Annotated in this window: 13 protein-coding genes; 5 read left to right on the plus strand and 8 right to left on the minus strand. The window is 73.7% G+C overall.

Going from position 1 to position 16,333, the window contains the following annotated elements; genetic code table 11:
• Nucleotides 1-10 precede the first annotated feature (10 nt).
• A complete protein-coding gene (locus HDA31_RS22075; RefSeq protein ID WP_178063758.1) occupies nucleotides 11-469 on the plus strand; it encodes a PRC-barrel domain containing protein in 459 nt (152 codons plus the stop codon).
• Nucleotides 470-652: 183 nt separating this feature from the next.
• Nucleotides 653-1,393 (plus strand): tyrosine-protein phosphatase, encoded by a 741-nt coding sequence (locus HDA31_RS22080; RefSeq protein WP_178063757.1) that lies wholly within the window; start codon nucleotides 653-655, stop codon nucleotides 1,391-1,393.
• An 81-nt stretch (nucleotides 1,394-1,474) separates the two neighbouring features.
• Here HDA31_RS22080 and HDA31_RS22085 read toward each other — a convergent pair whose 3' ends face one another.
• Both HDA31_RS22085 and HDA31_RS22090 read right to left on the minus strand, forming a co-directional pair.
• Nucleotides 1,475-2,569: a branched-chain amino acid aminotransferase gene (locus tag HDA31_RS22085; RefSeq protein WP_178063756.1), complete on the minus strand. Its 1,095-nt coding sequence runs from the start codon at nucleotides 2,567-2,569 to the stop codon at nucleotides 1,475-1,477.
• A 176-nt stretch (nucleotides 2,570-2,745) separates the two neighbouring features.
• A complete protein-coding gene (locus tag HDA31_RS22090; protein ID WP_074473767.1) occupies nucleotides 2,746-3,777 on the minus strand; it encodes a 3-isopropylmalate dehydrogenase in 1,032 nt (343 codons plus the stop codon).
• Nucleotides 3,778-4,002: 225 nt separating this feature from the next.
• Between HDA31_RS22090 and HDA31_RS22095 the strand changes: the two genes are divergently transcribed.
• The gene (locus HDA31_RS22095) at nucleotides 4,003-4,878 is read left to right on the plus strand and encodes an FAD:protein FMN transferase (protein WP_178063755.1); all 876 of its coding nucleotides are present in this window, start codon (nucleotides 4,003-4,005) and stop codon (nucleotides 4,876-4,878) included.
• Between the two features lie 405 nt (nucleotides 4,879-5,283).
• Nucleotides 5,284-5,640, plus strand: a complete 357-nt coding sequence (locus HDA31_RS22100; protein WP_176734805.1) for a hypothetical protein — start codon at nucleotides 5,284-5,286, stop codon at nucleotides 5,638-5,640.
• 139 nt (nucleotides 5,641-5,779) lie between these two features.
• Here HDA31_RS22100 and serA read toward each other — a convergent pair whose 3' ends face one another.
• From serA to HDA31_RS22125, 5 genes are all read right to left on the minus strand, one after another.
• Nucleotides 5,780-7,378 carry a phosphoglycerate dehydrogenase gene (gene serA / locus HDA31_RS22105; protein WP_074473764.1) on the minus strand — a complete coding sequence of 533 codons (1,599 nt, stop codon included), beginning with the start codon at nucleotides 7,376-7,378 and terminating at the stop codon, nucleotides 5,780-5,782.
• 266 nt (nucleotides 7,379-7,644) lie between these two features.
• Entirely contained in the window at nucleotides 7,645-8,658 is a 1,014-nt protein-coding gene (gene ilvC, locus HDA31_RS22110) for a ketol-acid reductoisomerase (RefSeq protein WP_074473763.1), read from the minus strand.
• A 68-nt stretch (nucleotides 8,659-8,726) separates the two neighbouring features.
• Nucleotides 8,727-9,242: an acetolactate synthase small subunit gene (gene ilvN, locus HDA31_RS22115; RefSeq protein ID WP_178063754.1), complete on the minus strand. Its 516-nt coding sequence runs from the start codon at nucleotides 9,240-9,242 to the stop codon at nucleotides 8,727-8,729.
• Between the two features lie 61 nt (nucleotides 9,243-9,303).
• Nucleotides 9,304-11,184: an acetolactate synthase large subunit gene (locus HDA31_RS22120; RefSeq protein WP_178063753.1), complete on the minus strand. Its 1,881-nt coding sequence runs from the start codon at nucleotides 11,182-11,184 to the stop codon at nucleotides 9,304-9,306.
• 193 nt (nucleotides 11,185-11,377) lie between these two features.
• Entirely contained in the window at nucleotides 11,378-13,810 is a 2,433-nt protein-coding gene (locus HDA31_RS22125; protein WP_221487640.1) for a putative bifunctional diguanylate cyclase/phosphodiesterase, read from the minus strand.
• Nucleotides 13,811-13,939: 129 nt separating this feature from the next.
• On the opposite strand from HDA31_RS22125, the gene ilvD reads away from it, so the two are divergent.
• Entirely contained in the window at nucleotides 13,940-15,787 is a 1,848-nt protein-coding gene (gene ilvD / locus HDA31_RS22130; RefSeq protein WP_178063751.1) for a dihydroxy-acid dehydratase, read from the plus strand.
• Between the two features lie 117 nt (nucleotides 15,788-15,904).
• On the opposite strand, the gene HDA31_RS22135 is transcribed toward ilvD, so the two are convergent.
• On the minus strand, nucleotides 15,905-16,306 hold the full coding sequence (locus HDA31_RS22135; RefSeq protein ID WP_219825011.1) for a hypothetical protein: 402 nt from the start codon (nucleotides 16,304-16,306) through the stop codon (nucleotides 15,905-15,907).
• Nucleotides 16,307-16,333: the final 27 nt, after the last annotated feature.

Here is a 16,333-nt window from a genome sequence, read left to right on the forward strand (position 1 = left end):
AGGAGCACCCATGGACAGGCTCGACCCGCACGCCGCCACCGGCACGCCCGACCCGATGCGGCACGGCGACCAGGGCGCGATCGCCGGCGGCGCCCCCGCCGGGGCGTTCGACCCGTGGAGCTACCGCGACCGGCCCTCGGTCGCCGACGCCGACCTCGTCGGCTACCACGTCGAGGCCACCGACGGCGGCATCGGCAAGATCGACAGCGCGAGCCACGAGGTCGGCGGCAGCTACCTGGTGGTCGACACCGGCCCCTGGATCTTCGGCAGGAAGGTCATGCTGCCCGCCGGCACGGTCAACCACGTCGACCACGACGCCCGCACCGTGCACGTCGACCGGACGCGCGACCAGATCAAGGCCGCCCCCGAGTACGACGAGGACAGCCACGGCGACCCGGCGTTCCGCGACCGGCTCGGCGGCTACTACGACGAGAGCTACGGCAACCTGCCCCCGGGCACCGCCCGCTGAGCCGCCGCCCGCCGCGGTGGCGGTGCCGGTGCGGCGCTCGCCATGGTGGCCACCGCCCGCCGTGCCCGGCGGCGCTCGCCGCGCCGGCCACCGCCCGCCGTAACCGGCGGCGCTCACCGCGACGGCCACCGCCCGCCGTGACGGCCGGTGGGGTTCCGACCCACCGGCCGTTACCTTGTCAGCGTGGACGCGACCGAGGACAAGCGCAGGATCCCCTTCACCGCCCTGTTCAACTTCCGCGACGTCGGCGGCTACCCGGCCGGCGACGGGCGCACGGTCCGCTGGGGCCGGCTCTACCGCTCCGACTCCCCGCACCGCATCGACGGCCCCGACCGGGACGCGTTCGTCGCCCTCGGCGTGCGCACCGTGATCGACCTGCGCCGCCCGACCGAGGTGGCCCGGGACGGCCGGGTGCCGGAGCTGCCCGGGCTCGCCTACCGGCACATCCACCCGGAGCACGCCGACTGGGCGGAGGCCCAGTACGAGCCCGGGGCCAGCCTCGCCCGCTTCCTCGCCGACCGGTACGCCGACCTCGCCGGCACCGGCGCGGCCGGGCTCGCCGAGGCGGTCGGGCTGATCGCCGACAGCGCTGCCGAGCCGGTCGTCGTGCACTGCGTGGCCGGCAAGGACCGCACCGGCATCGTCTGCGCGCTGACCCTGTCGGCGCTGGGCGTGAGCGACGCCGACATCGCCGCCGACTACGCGCTGAGCACCGAGGCGTCGCAGCGGTTCAGCGCCTGGGTGGCCGCCACGATGCCGGACGCCCGGGAGCTGCCGGCGCCCTATCTGGCCTCGCCCGCCGAGGCGATGACGCTGTTCCTGGCCGAGCTGCGGGAGGGGCACGGCTCGGCGGAGGGCTACCTGCGGCACGCCGGCGTCACCGACGCCCAGCTCGCCGCGCTCCGCGCGCACCTGCTGACCTGAGCCGCACCACCCCCGCTCCGGCGGGAGTGAGAAGGGGCCCCTTCTCTACGCCAGGTGTTAAGAAGGGGCCCTTCCTTGCACCTACAGGCGGGTGACCCAGCCGTGCGGGTCGGCGGCCCGGCCGCGCTGGATGTCGACCAGCCGCTGCTGCAACGCCGTGGTCACCGGGCCCTGCCCGCCGTCGGCGACGGCGAACTCGCCGTCGGGGTACTTGACCCGGCCGATCGGCGTGATCACGGCCGCCGTGCCGCAGGCGAACGCCTCGCGCAGCCGGCCGCTGGCCGCGTCGGCCTCCCAGTCGGCGAAGCTGACCGGCCGCTCCTCGACCCGGTGGCCGGCCTCGGCGGCCAGGGTGAGCAGCGCGTCCCGGGTGATGCCGGGCAGGATGGTGCCGGTCAGCGGCGGGGTGACGAGGGTGTCGTCGTCGTAGACGAAGAAGACGTTCATCCCGCCCAGCTCGTCGACGTAGCGGCGCTCCACCGCGTCGAGGAAGACGACCTGGTCGCAGCCGGCCTCGATCGCCTCGGCCTGGGCGGCGAGCGAGGCGGCGTAGTTGCCGCCGCACTTGGCCGCGCCGGTGCCGCCGGGGGCGGCGCGGGTGTAGTCCGGCGAGACCCAGACCGTGACCGGCTTGGCCCCGCCCGAGAAGTACGACCCGGCCGGGGAGGCGATCACCACGTAGAGGTATTCGTTGGACGGCCGGACGCCGAGGAAGACCTCGCTGGCGATCATGAACGGGCGCAGGTAGAGGCTGGCCCCGTCGCCCTCGGGGATCCAGTCCCGGTCGATGTCGACGAGCCGGCGCAGCGAGTCGACGAACAGCTCCGGCGGCAGCTCCGGCATCGCCATCCGGCGGGCCGAGTCGACGAACCGGGCGGCGTTGGCCTCCGGCCGGAACATGGTGATCGACCCGTCGGCGAGCCGGTACGCCTTCAGCCCCTCGAAGATCTCCTGCGCGTAGTGGAGCACGGCGGAGGCCGGGTCCATCGGGATGGGCCCGCGCGCCTCGACCCGGGCGTCGTACCAGCCCTTGCCCTCGGCGTAGCGGATCGTGACCATGTGGTCGGTGAAGACGCGGCCGAACCCCGGGGCCGCGAGCAGGGCCGCCCGTTCGACGGCGGATACCGGCGTGGGATTCGGACGGATCTCGAAGTCGAGCATGTCACCACCGCTCATCGCGCGTGCCTCCCTGGGGAACGACGGCGCGCGGGACCGCACGCCGGGGGAAAGTGCTGCCAGAAACCTACCCCGAACGCTCGTTCAGCGGGTAGCGCCAACCGACGGGCGGTGGCCTCCGACAGGGTGCCGGCGGTGCCGGCCGGTCACCGGGTGCTCGCGACGGCCCCGGCGGCTCAGGCCACCGCGTAGCCGGCGAGCCGGTCGCCTACCTCGGCGGTGCGCAGCGGTACGCCGGCCGTGCGGTTGGCCAGCTCCGTGCCGACGGCGGCGGTGACCCGGGCGGCGGCCTCGGCGTGCCCGAGCTGGTCGAGCAGCAGGGCGGCGGAGAGCACGGCGGCGACCGGGTCGGCGACGCCCTGGCCGGCGATGTCCGGCGCGGAGCCGTGCACCGGCTCGAACATCGACGGGTACGCCCCGGACGGGTTGATGCAGCCGCTGGCGGCCAGCCCGATCCCGCCGGTGACGGCGGCGGCGATGTCGGTGAGGATGTCGCCGAAGAGGTTGTCGGTGACCACCACGTCGTAGCGCTGGGGCTGGGTGACGAGGAACATCGCGGCGGCGTCGACGTGCTGGTACTCCGTGGTGACGTCGGGGTGCTCGGCGGCCACGGCCTCGAAGGCGCGGGCCCACAGCGACCCGGCGTGGGTCAGCACGTTGGTCTTGTGCACCAGGGTCACCTTGCGCCGCTCGCGGCGCGCCGCCCGGGCGAACGCGTCGCGGATGACCCGCTCCACGCCGTGCCGGGTGTTCAGGCTCTCCTCGGTGGCCACCTCGGCCGGGGTGTCCCGGTGCAGGGAGCCGCCGGCGCCGGCGTAGAGCCCCTCGGTGCCCTCGCGGACCACGACCAGGTCGACCTCGCCCGGCTTGACGCTGGCCAGCGGGCCGGCCACGCCCGGCCACAGCCGGGAGGGGCGCAGGTTGACGTACTGGTCGAAGGCGAAGCGGAGCTTGAGCAGCAGGCCCCGCTCCAGCACGCCCGGCGGGACCGTCGGGTCGCCGACCGCGCCGAGCAGGATGGCGTCGTGCCCGGCCAGCTCGGTCAGCACCGACTCCGGCAGCACCTCGCCGGTGCGGTGGTAGCGGGCCGCGCCGAGGTCGTAGGCGGTGGTCTCCACCCCGGGGAGCACGGCGTCGACGACCTTGAGGGCCTGCGCGACCACCTCGGGTCCGATCCCGTCCCCGGCCACCACCGCGATGCGTGCCACGTCGTCAGCTCCCTCACCTCGTCGTCTCCGCCCAACGGTACGGCCCCGTCCCGCCTCCCGGTACGAGCCTTCCACAATTCGGGAAAGCGGAATGCACAGCAGGCTCCCAGGTGAGATTCATGGTGCGGTCAACTTCCCTGCGTAGGGTCGGTGGCGAACGGGTCACGGGGGCCCGGACGGGTGGTCGCCGCGGTGCCGCGGCACCGTCAGCGAAGGAGCGGCAGGATGCGCATCGACGAGCAGCCTCGGCACCGCCGGGTCGACGAACAGCCGCGCACCCGCTGGGTCGACCAGTCGACGTTCGCCAGCCGCCGCCCCGACCTGCGGCTGGGCGCCCGCAGCCACCGCCTCGACCCCGCCGGTGGCGCCGCCGTCGACCGGATCGCCGTGCAGCACACCGTCCGGACCGGCACCGCCGAATACTCGCTGCTGCTCAACGCCCCGAGCTGGCTGGGCCGGCGCGGGGTCGGCGAGGCGCTGGCCGACGCCGTCGCCGAGCTGCGCGCCGTCGACCTCACCTACAGCCCGACCCGCCCCGACAGCCTGGTCTCCCGGCTGCGCCGGGGAGAGATCAGCCCCGAGTCGTACGCGCCGCTGACCGACCTGGTCGACCGGTGCGCCGCGATGCGGGCGGCCACCGACGGCTGGTTCGACGCGTGGGCGGTGCCCGGCGGCTTCGACCCGGGCGGCCTGCTCGGCGGCTGGGCGGTGGAGCGGGCCGCGGCCCGGCTGCGCGCCGCCGGCATCCACGACTACGCCGTGGTCGCCGGCGCCGACCTCGTCGTCCGCGGCCACGCCCCGCACGGCGGCCCGTGGCGGGTGGCGGTGCACCACCCGACCGACCCCCGGCGCGCCCCGCTGGCGCTGGAGATGACGGCCGGGGCGGTGGGGACCTCCGGGGTGACCGGCCGGCGGGGACACGTGGTCGACCCGCACACCGGGGAGCCGGCCGACCAGCTCGACGCGGCCACCGTGATCGGCCCGGACCTGGCCGTGGCCGACGCCTACGCCACCGCGCTCTACGCCGCCGGCCCGGCGGGGCTGGCCTGGTTCCGCAACGGATCGGACTACCGGGCGCTGTTCGCCCACCGCCGGCGCTGAGCCGGCCTCGACGCCGGGCCCGCCGCCGGGTGAACCGGCACGACCCACCGGTCGCGGGCCGCCGCCACCCGCGCCGGCCGGCTTTCGCATCCCGGCCGCCGGGTGGTCGGCGATCGGCCCCCACGGTCTCGGCAACGACCGTGGGGGCCGATCAGCGACGAGTGCGCGTGGCTCGCGCAATCGAGGGGTGCGGGACCGGCCGGGCCCGAGGTCAGACCACGCCACCCGAAGACGGGCCGACGACCGAACTCAGCCAGTGACCGCACGAGTACGCTAGCGAATCGACGCAACTCGACGCAAGAGTCTCCACAGCGGACCGTCCCGGAGGGACGTTCGGAACTTTCCCCGTTCACCTGCGGTGGGGTCGCGGTGACTTCCCGGGCCCAAGATGGCACGCTGTCCGCCGTGAGTTTCGATCTGAGCGTGTGGGCCCTCCCGGACGGGGCCACGCCCGCGGACGTGCGGGCAGCGGTGCAACGGTGCCGGCAGGGGCAGCACGGCGAACGTTACCCGGACCCGCGGGTCGTCGCCTTCTACCGGGCGATCACGGCCAGCTATCCCGACCGGCCGGCCGGCCCGGGTTCACCGTGGGAGGTCGTGCCGCTGCACGCGGCGAACGACCACATCGAGATGAACCTCAACCCCGCCTGCGAGGACCAGGTGCTGCTCGACATCGAGCGGCTGGCCGGCGAGTACGACCTGATGCTCTTCGACTACCAGGACGGCTCGGTCTATCCGCCGCCCGCCCGCACCCGGCGCTGACCCGTCCGCTCCCGCCCGTCCGCCCATCCGAACGACACGATCCGACGCCGTCCGACACGACGCGGGGCCCGGCCGATCCGGCCGGGCCCCGCGGTCGTCCCGGGTGGACCGTGCGCGACGGTCCACGGTGGACGGATGCCTACTCGTCGCGCAGGTCCGCGGCGCTGGCCGCGGTCGCGCCGATCGAGTCGGCCGCCGAGGTGAGCAGGTCGGCGCCGAGGGCCTGGTCGACCGTGAGGGTCATCAGGGTCTCGCCGCCGGCCTCCCGGCGGGCCACCTGCATCGCGGCGATGTTGATGCCGGCCTCGCCGAGCAGCGTGCCGACGGTGCCGACCACGCCCGGACGGTCCACGTAGCGCAGGAAGAGCAGGATGCCCTCCGCGCCGATCTCCACGTCGAAGCCGTCCACCTCGGTCAGCTTCAGCACGTCGCGGGCGCCCGCCGCGGCGACCGTGCCGGAGACGCTGACCGTGCGGCCGTCGGGCAGCGCGCCGCGGACCGTCACCAGGGTCGGGTGGTCGGTCGTCTCGGCCTGGCTGGCCAGGTTGACCTCGACGCCCCGCTCGGCGGCCAGGTGCGGCGCGTTGACGTAGGTGACCTGCTCCTCGACCACCGAGCTGAACAGGCCCTTGGTCGCGGCGAGCTTGAGCACCGACACGTCGTGGGCGACGGCCGCGCCGCGCACCTCGACGGTGACGCTGGCGGCCACCCCGCCGGCCACGGCGGTGAACGCCCGGCCCAGCTTCTCGGCCAGCGGCAGCAGCGGGCGGATGTCCTCGGCGACGACGCCGCCGGCCTGGACGTTGACCGCGTCCGGCACGAACTCGCCCTGGAGGGCCAGCTTCACGCTCTTGGCCACGGCGAGGCCGGCCTTGTCCTGCGCCTCGGCGGTGGACGCGCCCAGGTGCGGGGTGGCCACCACGTTGTCGAAGGCGAACAGCGGCGAGGAGGTGCACGGCTCCTTGGCGTACACGTCGACGCCCGCGCCGCCGACGCGGCCCTCGGCGATCGCGTCGGCGAGGGCCTGCTCGTCGACCAGCCCGCCCCGGGCGGCGTTGACGATCCGCACGCCCGGCTTGACGATCGACAGCTCCTTCTCGCCGATCAGGCCCACGGTCTCCGGGGTCTTCGGCAGGTGGATCGAGATGAAGTCGCTCTCCCGCAGCAGCTCCTCCAGCCCGACCAGGCGCACGCCGAGCTGGGCGGCGCGGGCCGGCTGGATGTAGGGGTCGTACGCGATCAGCCGGGTGCCGAAGGCGGCCATCCGGGACGCGAAGAGCACCCCGATGCGGCCGAGGCCGACGACGCCCACGGTCTTGCCCTGCACCTCGACGCCGGTGTACTTGGACCGCTTCCACTCGCCGGCCTTGAGCGCGGCGCTGGCGCTGGCGGTGTTGCGGGCCACGGCGAGCAGCAGCGCGACGGCCTGCTCGGCGGCGGAGACGATGTTGGAGGTGGGGGCGTTGACGACCATGACGCCCCGCGCGGTGGCGGCCGGCACCTCGACGTTGTCCAGGCCCACACCGGCCCGGGCGACCACCTTCAGCCGCGGGGCGGCGGCGATCGCCTCGGCGTCGATCTGCGTGGCGCTGCGCACGATCACCGCGTCGGCCTCGGAGAGCGCGGAGAGCAGGGCCGGGCGGTCGGTGCCGTCGACGTGACGGACGTCGAAGTCGTGGGCGAGCACCTCGATGGCGGCGGGAGCGAGTTCTTCGGCGATCAGTACGACAGGATTCATCGGTCCTCGTAGAGGTCGTTTGGCGGTCGGCCGGGGCGACGGGGCGCCGCGCTGCGCCCTGCGCTGGTTCGTGCCATGGCCGTCAGGTGCCGGCTACGCACCTACCCGCGATCGTAGGGCGCGGGCCGCCCGGCGTGCCCCGGACGCTGGGGTGAGTGCCCTCACAAACCCGACATGTCAAGGGTGTTAAGGCTGGGTGAAATGACACGGCGACCCGCCCGACGCCGGGGAGAGCGTCGGGCGGGTCGCCGCGGTGCGGGCAGTGCTCAGGCGGTCTCGGTGATCGGCCGGTCGACCCAGCTCATCATGGACCGCAGCTTCTGGCCGGTCGCCTCGATCGGGTGCGCCGCGCCCTCGGCCCGCCACTTGGCGAAGTTGGGGCGGCCGTTGTCGTCCTCGGCGATCCACTCGCGGGCGAACTCGCCCGACTGCACCTCGGAGAGGATCTTGCGCATCTCCTCCTTGACCCGGGCGTCGACGACGCGCGGGCCGCGGGACAGGTCGCCGTACTCGGCGGTGTCGGAGACGCTGTAGCGCATCCGGGCGATGCCGCCCTCGTACATCAGGTCGACGATCAGCTTCAGCTCGTGCAGGCACTCGAAGTAGGCGATCTCCGGGGCGTAGCCCGCCTCGGTGAGCACCTCGAAGCCGGTCTGCACCAGCGCCGCCGCGCCGCCGCAGAGGACCGCCTGCTCGCCGAACAGGTCGGTCTCCGTCTCCTCCTTGAAGGTGGTCCGGATCGCGCCCGCCCGGGTGCCGCCGATGCCCTTGGCGTACGCCAGGGCCAGGGCGAACGCGGTGCCGCTGGCGTCCTGCTCGACGGCGACGAGGCAGGGCACGCCCTTGCCGTCGACGTACTGGCGGCGGACCAGGTGACCCGGGCCCTTCGGGGCGACCATCGCCACGTCCACGTCGGCCGGAGGCTTGATCAGGTCGTACCGGATGTTGAAGCCGTGGCCGAAGAAGAGCGCCTTGCCCGGGGCCAGGTTCGGGGCGATCGCCTCGGTGTAGAGGCCGCGCTGCGCGGTGTCCGGGGCCAGGATCATGATCACGTCGGCCTCGGCCGCGGCCTCCGCCGGGGTGAGCACCCGCAGGCCCTGCTCCTCGGCCTTGGGCCGGCTCTTCGAGCCCGCCGGCAGGCCGATCACCACGTCGACGCCGGAGTCGCGCAGCGACAGCGCGTGGGCGTGGCCCTGGCTGCCGTACCCGATCACCGCGACCTTCTTGGCCTGGATCAGGCCGAGGTCGGCATCGTCGTCGTAGTACACCTCAACGCTCATTGACTTCCCTTTCGTACGGCGGCCCGGGTGTGGCCCGTCGTGGCTTGTGCGGTCGGTGGTGCGGGGGATCAGGCGGCCCGCAGAGCCGGGCCCGCGGTGATCGAGCGCGAGCCGCGCCCGATCGCCACCGTCCCGGACTGGACCATCTCCTTGATCCCGTACGGTTCGAGGTCGCGCAGCAGCGCGTCCAGCTTGTCGGGGGTGCCGGTGGCCTCGATCGTCAGCGTGTCGGGCGCGACGTCGACGACCCGGGCGCGGAACAGGTTGACCGTCTCCAGCACCTGGCTGCGGGCCGCGCGGTCGGCGCGGACCTTGACCAGCAGCAGCTCCCGGGCGACCGAGACCTGCGCGTCCAGCTCGACGATCTTGAGCACGTTGACCAGCTTGTTGAGCTGCTTGGTGACCTGCTCCAGCGGGGACGACTCGGCGTTGACCACGATGGTGATCCGCGAGACGTCGGGGTTCTCGGTCTCGCCGACGGCGAGGCTGTCGATGTTGAAGCCGCGCCGGGAGAACAGCCCGGAGACCCGGGCCAGGACACCCGGCTTGTTCTCCACCAGCACGGAAAGCGTGTGCATCGTCATGGCAGTGCCTCTCTTGTCATGCCCTCATGGCCCTCGCTGCGCTCGGTGCATTCGGTCATGACTAGATGTCGTCCTCGTCGAAGGCCGGGCGGACGCCGCGGGCGAACATGATCTCGTCGTTGCTGGTGCCGGCGGCGACCATCGGCCACACCATCGCGTCCTTGCCGACCACGAAGTCGATCACGACGGGGGCGTCGTTGATCGCCATCGCCGCCTCGATGGTCTTGTCGACGTCGGCGGCGTTCTCGCAGCGCAGGCCGACGCAGCCGAGGGCCTCGCCGAGCTTGACGAAGTCGGGGATGCGGTGCTTGTGGGTGCCCAGCTCGGTGTTGGAGTAGCGCTCGTTGTAGAACAGCGTCTGCCACTGCCGGACCATGCCGAGGTTGCCGTTGTTGATCACGGCGATCTTGACCGGGATGCCCTCCAGCGCGCAGGTGGCCAGCTCCTGGTTGGTCATCTGGAAGCAGCCGTCGCCGTCGATCGCCCAGACCACCGTGTCCGGCCGGCCCACCTTGGCGCCCATCGCGGCCGGGACCGCGTAGCCCATCGTGCCGAGGCCGCCGGAGTTGAGCCAGGTGCCCGGCTTCTCGTACGAGATGAACTGCGACGCCCACATCTGGTGCTGGCCGACGCCCGCCACGTAGACGGCGTCCGGGCCGGCGATCTTGCCCAGCCGCTCGATCACGTACTGCGGGGAGAGGGTGCCGTCGGCCGGCTCCTCGTAGCCCAGCGGGTAGCGCTCGCGCAGGTCGTCGAGCTGGGTCCACCAGTCGCCCAGGTCGGCCGGTCGCCCGGCGGCCCGCTCGGTGGTGACCGCCGCGATCAGCTCCTCGATCACGTGCTTCGCGTCGCCGACGATCGGCACGTCCGCGTGCCGGTTCTTGCCGATCTCGGCCGGGTCGATGTCGGCGTGCACGACCGTCGCGTCCGGGGCGAAGGAGTCCAGCTTGCCGGTCACCCGGTCGTCGAACCGGGCCCCCAGCGCCACGATCAGGTCGGCCTTCTGGAGGCCGTAGACGGCCGCCACGGTGCCGTGCATGCCGGGCATGCCCAGGTGCTGCCGGTGCGAGTCGGGGAACGCCCCGAGCGCCATCAGCGTGGTCACCACCGGGATGCCGGTCAGCTCCGCCAGCCGGCGCAGCCCCTCGGTGGCCCCGGCCTTGAGCACGCCGCCGCCGACGTAGAGCACCGGCCGGCGGGCGCTGGTCATCAGCCGGGCCGCCTCGCGGATCTGCTTGCCGTGCGGGTGCAGGGTCGGCCGGTAGCCGGGCAGGTCCAGCATCGGCGGCCAGGAGAACGTGGTCTGCGCCTGGAGGACGTCCTTCGGGATGTCGACCAGCACCGGGCCGGGACGGCCCGTCGAGGCCAGGTGGAACGCCTCGGCGAGCACCCGCGGGATCTCCTCGGCCGTCTGGACCAGGAAGTTGTGCTTGGTGATCGGCAGGGTGATGCCCTGGATGTCCGCCTCCTGGAAGGCGTCCGTGCCGATCGACGGCCGCGCGACCTGGCCGGTGATCGCCACCATCGGCACCGAGTCCATGTACGCGTCGGCGATCGGGGTGACCAGGTTCGTCGCGCCCGGGCCGGAGGTGGCCATGCAGACGCCGACCCGGCCGGTGGCCTGGGCGTAGCCGGTGGCGGCGTGGCCGGCGCCCTGCTCGTGCCGGACCAGGATGTGCCGGACGGTGGAGTCGTAGAGCGGGTCGTACGCCGGCAGGATCGCCCCACCCGGGATGCCGAAGACGACGTCGACGCCGAGCGCCTCCAGGGACCGCACGAGGGAACCGGCCCCGGAGAGCTGGACCGGCTCGGGCTGCCGTACGGCCGGGGCGGCCGGGACGGCGGCGGCGCGGCCGGTCGCCGCGGCGTCGGTCGCGGGCTCGGCGCCGGCGCGGGCCCGGCGGGCGGAGTGGGCAAGTGTCTCTGGCGTGGGTCTCGTCATTGCGGTTCAGGCCTTCGGCTGGAGTGGCTGGTGCTCTGCGGGCGTGCGGCGCGGGCGGGTGCCCGCCCCGATGCGATGGGTCCGATGGCAATAAAAACGGCCCTCGTGCAGACATGCACGGGGCCAGCGCACTCTCGACGACGGAGAGTGCGCTCAGGTAAGTACTCGCGGAGACCGGTTCGACGACATGCGGTCAAGCCTGCCGCATCTCACGCGATGAGTCAACTGATCCCACATTTTGGTTAACGGATGTCGGCGCGTCCTGCCCCGCCGCGCCGCCCGCACCCCCCGCGAGCTGCGCGGACCCGTCCCAGTCGGCCCGTGGGGCGGGCCCCTCCCAGTCCGCGCGCTGGGCGGGCAGACGCGCCGGCCGCACCGGGGCCGGCGGCCCGGCCGGGGCCGCCGGGGCCGGCACCGGGGAACGGCGCGCCCCGGACGACGTCGCCGCCTCCAGCATCGCCTCCAGGTGCTCGGCCGGCACCCCCCAGCCGAAGAGCGCGCCCTGGCCGAACCGGCAGCCGGCGGCGACCACGGCGGCCAGCTCGGTGGGGTTGGTCACCCCCTCGGCGATCACCTCCAGCCCGAGCTGGTGCCCCAGGCGCATCACGATGTCCACCATCGGGGCGAAGGGCGGGCCGTCCGCGCCGGCCGGGCGGACCGGCTCGTGCTCGGCCACCAGCCCGTGATCGATCTTGAGGATGTCGATCGGCAGCCGGCGGAGCTGGCCGAGTGACGAATATCCCGCGCCGAAGTCGTCGAGGGCGATCCGGACGCCGGTGCGCCGCAGCGCGGTCAGCCGCCGGATCAGCTCGTCGAGGTCGGTGGCGACGGCGTGCTCGGTGACCTCCAGCACCAGCCGCTGCGGCGGCACGTGGTGGGCACGCAGCGCGTCGGCGACCTGCACCACGTATTCCGGCGCGTGCAGTTCCCGGGGCGAGACGTTCACCGACACCCAGACGTCGTGCCCGTCGGCCAGCCAGCGGGAGAGCTGGTAGCACGCCTGGTGCAGCACCCACGCGCCGAGCTTGGCGATCATCCCGCACTCCTCGGCCAGCGGGATGAACTCGTCCGGGCGCACGTGGCCCAGCTCCGGGTGGTGCCAGCGCAGCAGCGCCTCCGCCCCCACCGGGCGCACCGAGGGCAACGACGCCACCGGCTGGAACACCAGCCGCAGCTCGTCGCGCTCGATCGCGCCGCGCAGCTCGTGCTCCACCGTCGTGCGGCGGCGCAAGAGCTTGTCGTACGCGCCGTCGTAGTGCTCGATCCGGTTCTTGCCGCGCTGCTTGGCGTAGCGCAGGGCCAGGTCGGCGTGGCGCAGCAGCAGCTCCGTGTCCGGCTCGTCGGGCAGCCCGGCCACCCCGATGCTCACCGACAGGAAGACCGGCCCGCCCGGCTGGTCGTACGGGTCGCCGAGCACCCCGAGCAGCCGCTCGGCGACCCGCCCCGCCTCGGCCGGGCGGCCCGGCACGAGCACCGCGAACTCGTCCCCGCCGAGCCGGGCGGCCAGGTCGTCGGGGCGCAGGTTGCCGCGCAGCCGCCGGCCCACCTCCGCCAGCACCTCGTCGCCCACGTCGTGCCCGCGCATGTCGTTGACGTTCTTGAAGCCGTCCAGGTCCAGCCCGAGCAGCACGCACGGGTCACCGGAGCCGGTCGCTTGGTGCAGGGCGCGCAGCAGCCCCCGCCGGTTGGCCAGGCCGGTCAGCGGGTCGGTGTGCGCCAGCTCGCGGAAGTGCGCCTCCCGCTCGGCCAGCCGGCCCGCGTAGCGGCGCACGTCGTGCAGGGCCAGGTATTGCCGGGCCACCAGCGCGAAGCCCTCCAGGCTGCCGGCGACGATGCCCAGCGCGTCGAACCGGCCGCCCTGGAGCAGGTGGTACATCGCGGAGGCGGCCATCGCGCCCATCGGCACGAAGGCGTACGCGCCGTCGGCGCCGATCAGGTCGACGTCGAGCTGCCCCGGCGGGTCGGCCCGGCGTACGACCAGCGCGGCGGTCAGCAGCCCCGCCGCGAGCAGCACGGCCCCCGCCAGCGCCATGCCCGGCACGGCCTGGCAGAGCCCGCCGGCGATGCCGAGCCCGCCGGAGGTCACCGCCGTGATCCCGGTGCCGAGCAGGGCCAGCCGGCGGCGGGGCCGGGCGGCCCGCAGGAGCACGATCAGGGTGAGCCCGGCGGTGAGCGCGACGCTGACGGTGGCCAGCAGGATCGGCGCGCAGGCCATCGGCGTGGCCGCGCCGAGCAGCCGGGTCGGCTCGGAGAAGAGCACCCAGCCCACGAACCAGAGCGCGGTGGCCATCGTCACACTGTCGAGGACCAGGCGGGCCGTCGCCGCGCGGGTCGCCCCCGCGCCGGGCAGCCGCAGCAGGCCCGCGCCGAAGGCGAGCGCGCTCGCCGCGACCCCGGCGGAGACCAGGGTGGCCCAGCCGGTGCGCTGCCCCTGGCGGTGGGCCAGGTGCTCGCCGGCCAGCGCCACGGCCAGCCCGACCGCGAGGCCGGCCACCGCGAAGCCCCCCGCCACGGCGACCAGCCCGGCGGCCCGCCCGCACTGGCGGCCGGAGCGCCGGGCGGAGACGACCAACAGGGCGGTCGCGCCGGCGGCGACGAGCCCGCTCAGCACCGCGACGGCGATCATGCCCGGGGGGAAGTGCACGCTCCCAACTGTGCCGGATGCCCGCTGCCCATGGGGGGCCGGGTGTGCAACTGTTGGGATACGGGGCCGCGCCCCGGCGGTTGCCCCTCCGACGGTGCAAGACTGGTACCCATGCCTGAGCTGCGGTCGAGGACCTCCACCCACGGTCGGACGATGGCCGGCGCCCGGGCCCTCTGGCGGGCCACCGGGATGACCGACGACGACTTCGGCAAGCCGATCGTCGCCATCGCCAACAGTTTCACCCAGTTCGTCCCCGGCCACGTACACCTCAAGGACCTCGGCGGCCTCGTCGCCGACGCGGTCGCGGAGGCCGGCGGGGTCGGCCGCGAGTTCAACACCATCGCCGTGGACGACGGCATCGCCATGGGCCACGGCGGCATGCTCTACTCGCTGCCCAGCCGCGAGCTGATCGCCGACGCGGTGGAGTACATGGTCAACGCGCACTGCGCCGACGCCCTGGTCTGCATCTCCAACTGCGACAAGATCACCCCCGGCATGCTGCTGGCCGCGCTGCGGCTCGACATCCCCACCGTCTTCGTCTCCGGCGGCCCGATGGAGGCCGGCAAGACCGTGGCGATCGAGGGCGTCGTCCACTCCAAGATCGACCTGATCGACGCCATGATCGCCTCGTCCAACGAGGCGGTCACCGACGACCAGCTCGGCGAGATCGAGCGGTCCGCCTGCCCGACCTGCGGCTCCTGCTCCGGCATGTTCACCGCCAACTCGATGAACTGCCTGACCGAGGCCATCGGCCTGGCCCTGCCCGGCAACGGCTCGACGCTGGCCACCCACGCCGCCCGCCGGTCGCTGTTCGTCGAGGCCGGGCGCACCGTCGTGGAGATCGCCAAGCGGTGGTACGACGGCGACGACTCCTCCGTGCTGCCCCGGCAGATCGCCAACCGGGCCGCGTTCGAGAACGCCATCGCCCTCGACGTGGCCATGGGCGGGTCCACCAACACGATCCTGCACCTGCTCGCCGCCGCGCGGGAGGCCGAGCTCGACTTCTCCGTCGCCGACATCGACGCCGTCTCCCGCCGGGTGCCCTGCCTGGCCAAGGTCGCGCCGAACTCCCCGAACTACCACATGGAGGACGTGCACCGCGCCGGCGGCATCCCCGCCATCCTCGGCGAGCTGGACCGCGCCGGGCTGCTGCACCGCGACGTGCACGCCGTGCACTCCCCCTCGCTGGCGCAGTGGCTCGCCGACTGGGACGTCCGCGGCGGCTCCGCCACCCCGGAGGCGATCGAGTTGTTCCACGCCGCCCCGGGCGGGGTGCGCACCACCGAGCCGTTCTCCACCACCAACCGCTGGTCGACGCTGGACACCGACGCGGCCGGCGGCTGCGTGCGCGACCGCGAGCACGCGTACAGCGCCGACGGTGGGCTGGCCATCCTGCACGGCAACCTCGCCCCGGACGGGTGCGTGGTGAAGACCGCCGGCGTGCCCGACGAGTGCCTGACCTTCCGCGGCCCGGCCAAGGTCTACGAGTCGCAGGACGACGCGGTCACGGCCATCCTGGCCAAGGAGATCGTCGCCGGCGACGTGGTGGTGATCCGCTACGAGGGCCCCAAGGGCGGGCCCGGCATGCAGGAGATGCTCTACCCCACCTCGTTCCTCAAGGGGCGCGGGCTGGGCCGCTCCTGCGCGCTGCTCACCGACGGCCGGTTCTCCGGCGGCACCTCCGGGCTGTCCATCGGGCACGTCTCCCCCGAGGCGGCCTCCGGCGGCCTCATCGCCCTGGTCGAGCCCGGCGACGAGATCGTCATCGACATCCCGGGCCGGTCCATCGAGCTGAACGTGCCCGACGACGTGCTGGAGGCGCGGCGCATCGCGCAGGAGAAGCGCCCCAGGCCGTACACGCCGGCCGACCGGCAGCGCCCGGTGTCGGCGGCGCTGCGCGCGTACGCGTCGATGGCCACGTCGGCCAGCGACGGCGCCTACCGCCGCGTCCCCGAGTGAGGTGAAAGGAGGGGCCCCTTGTTAACGCCTGGCGTATAGAAGGGGCCCCTCCTCACCACGCTCGGCGACGGGTGACCAGGGGCGAACAGATTCTCGCCCCGGACCACCGTTCGCCCGCTACGTGCCGCCGAACGGATCAGGCAGGAACAGGAACTCCTTGGCGAGGGCACGTACCTCGATCCACTCCGGGGCCGTCGACAGTGCCTCCGGTTCCCACAGGTACGCCTTCTCCGCACCGCTCATCAGGTCGAGCATTTCGTCGATGCGGCGGGCCAACTCGGCCTGTGCCGGATCGACGAGATCAGCCTCTTCCAACGGATCCAGGAGAGCGACCACGGCTTCGATCTGCAACGCCAGCTCGTCCGCCAAGCTGCCGGCGCCAGCCCTGCGCAGGTACTCCCGCTGGTCGTCCGGCGCCAGCGCGAGTCGGGCGACCACCCGCGTCAGCCCGCACAGCGCCGAGGTCACGCGAGCCGGGTGCAGGAGATCACTCGGGTCGTAGCTCGAGGCCTGATACATCGGATCGCCTCTCCAGACCGTTCGTGG

Source organism: Micromonospora carbonacea (assembly GCF_014205165.1).
GTDB lineage: Bacteria > Actinomycetota > Actinomycetes > Mycobacteriales > Micromonosporaceae > Micromonospora > Micromonospora carbonacea.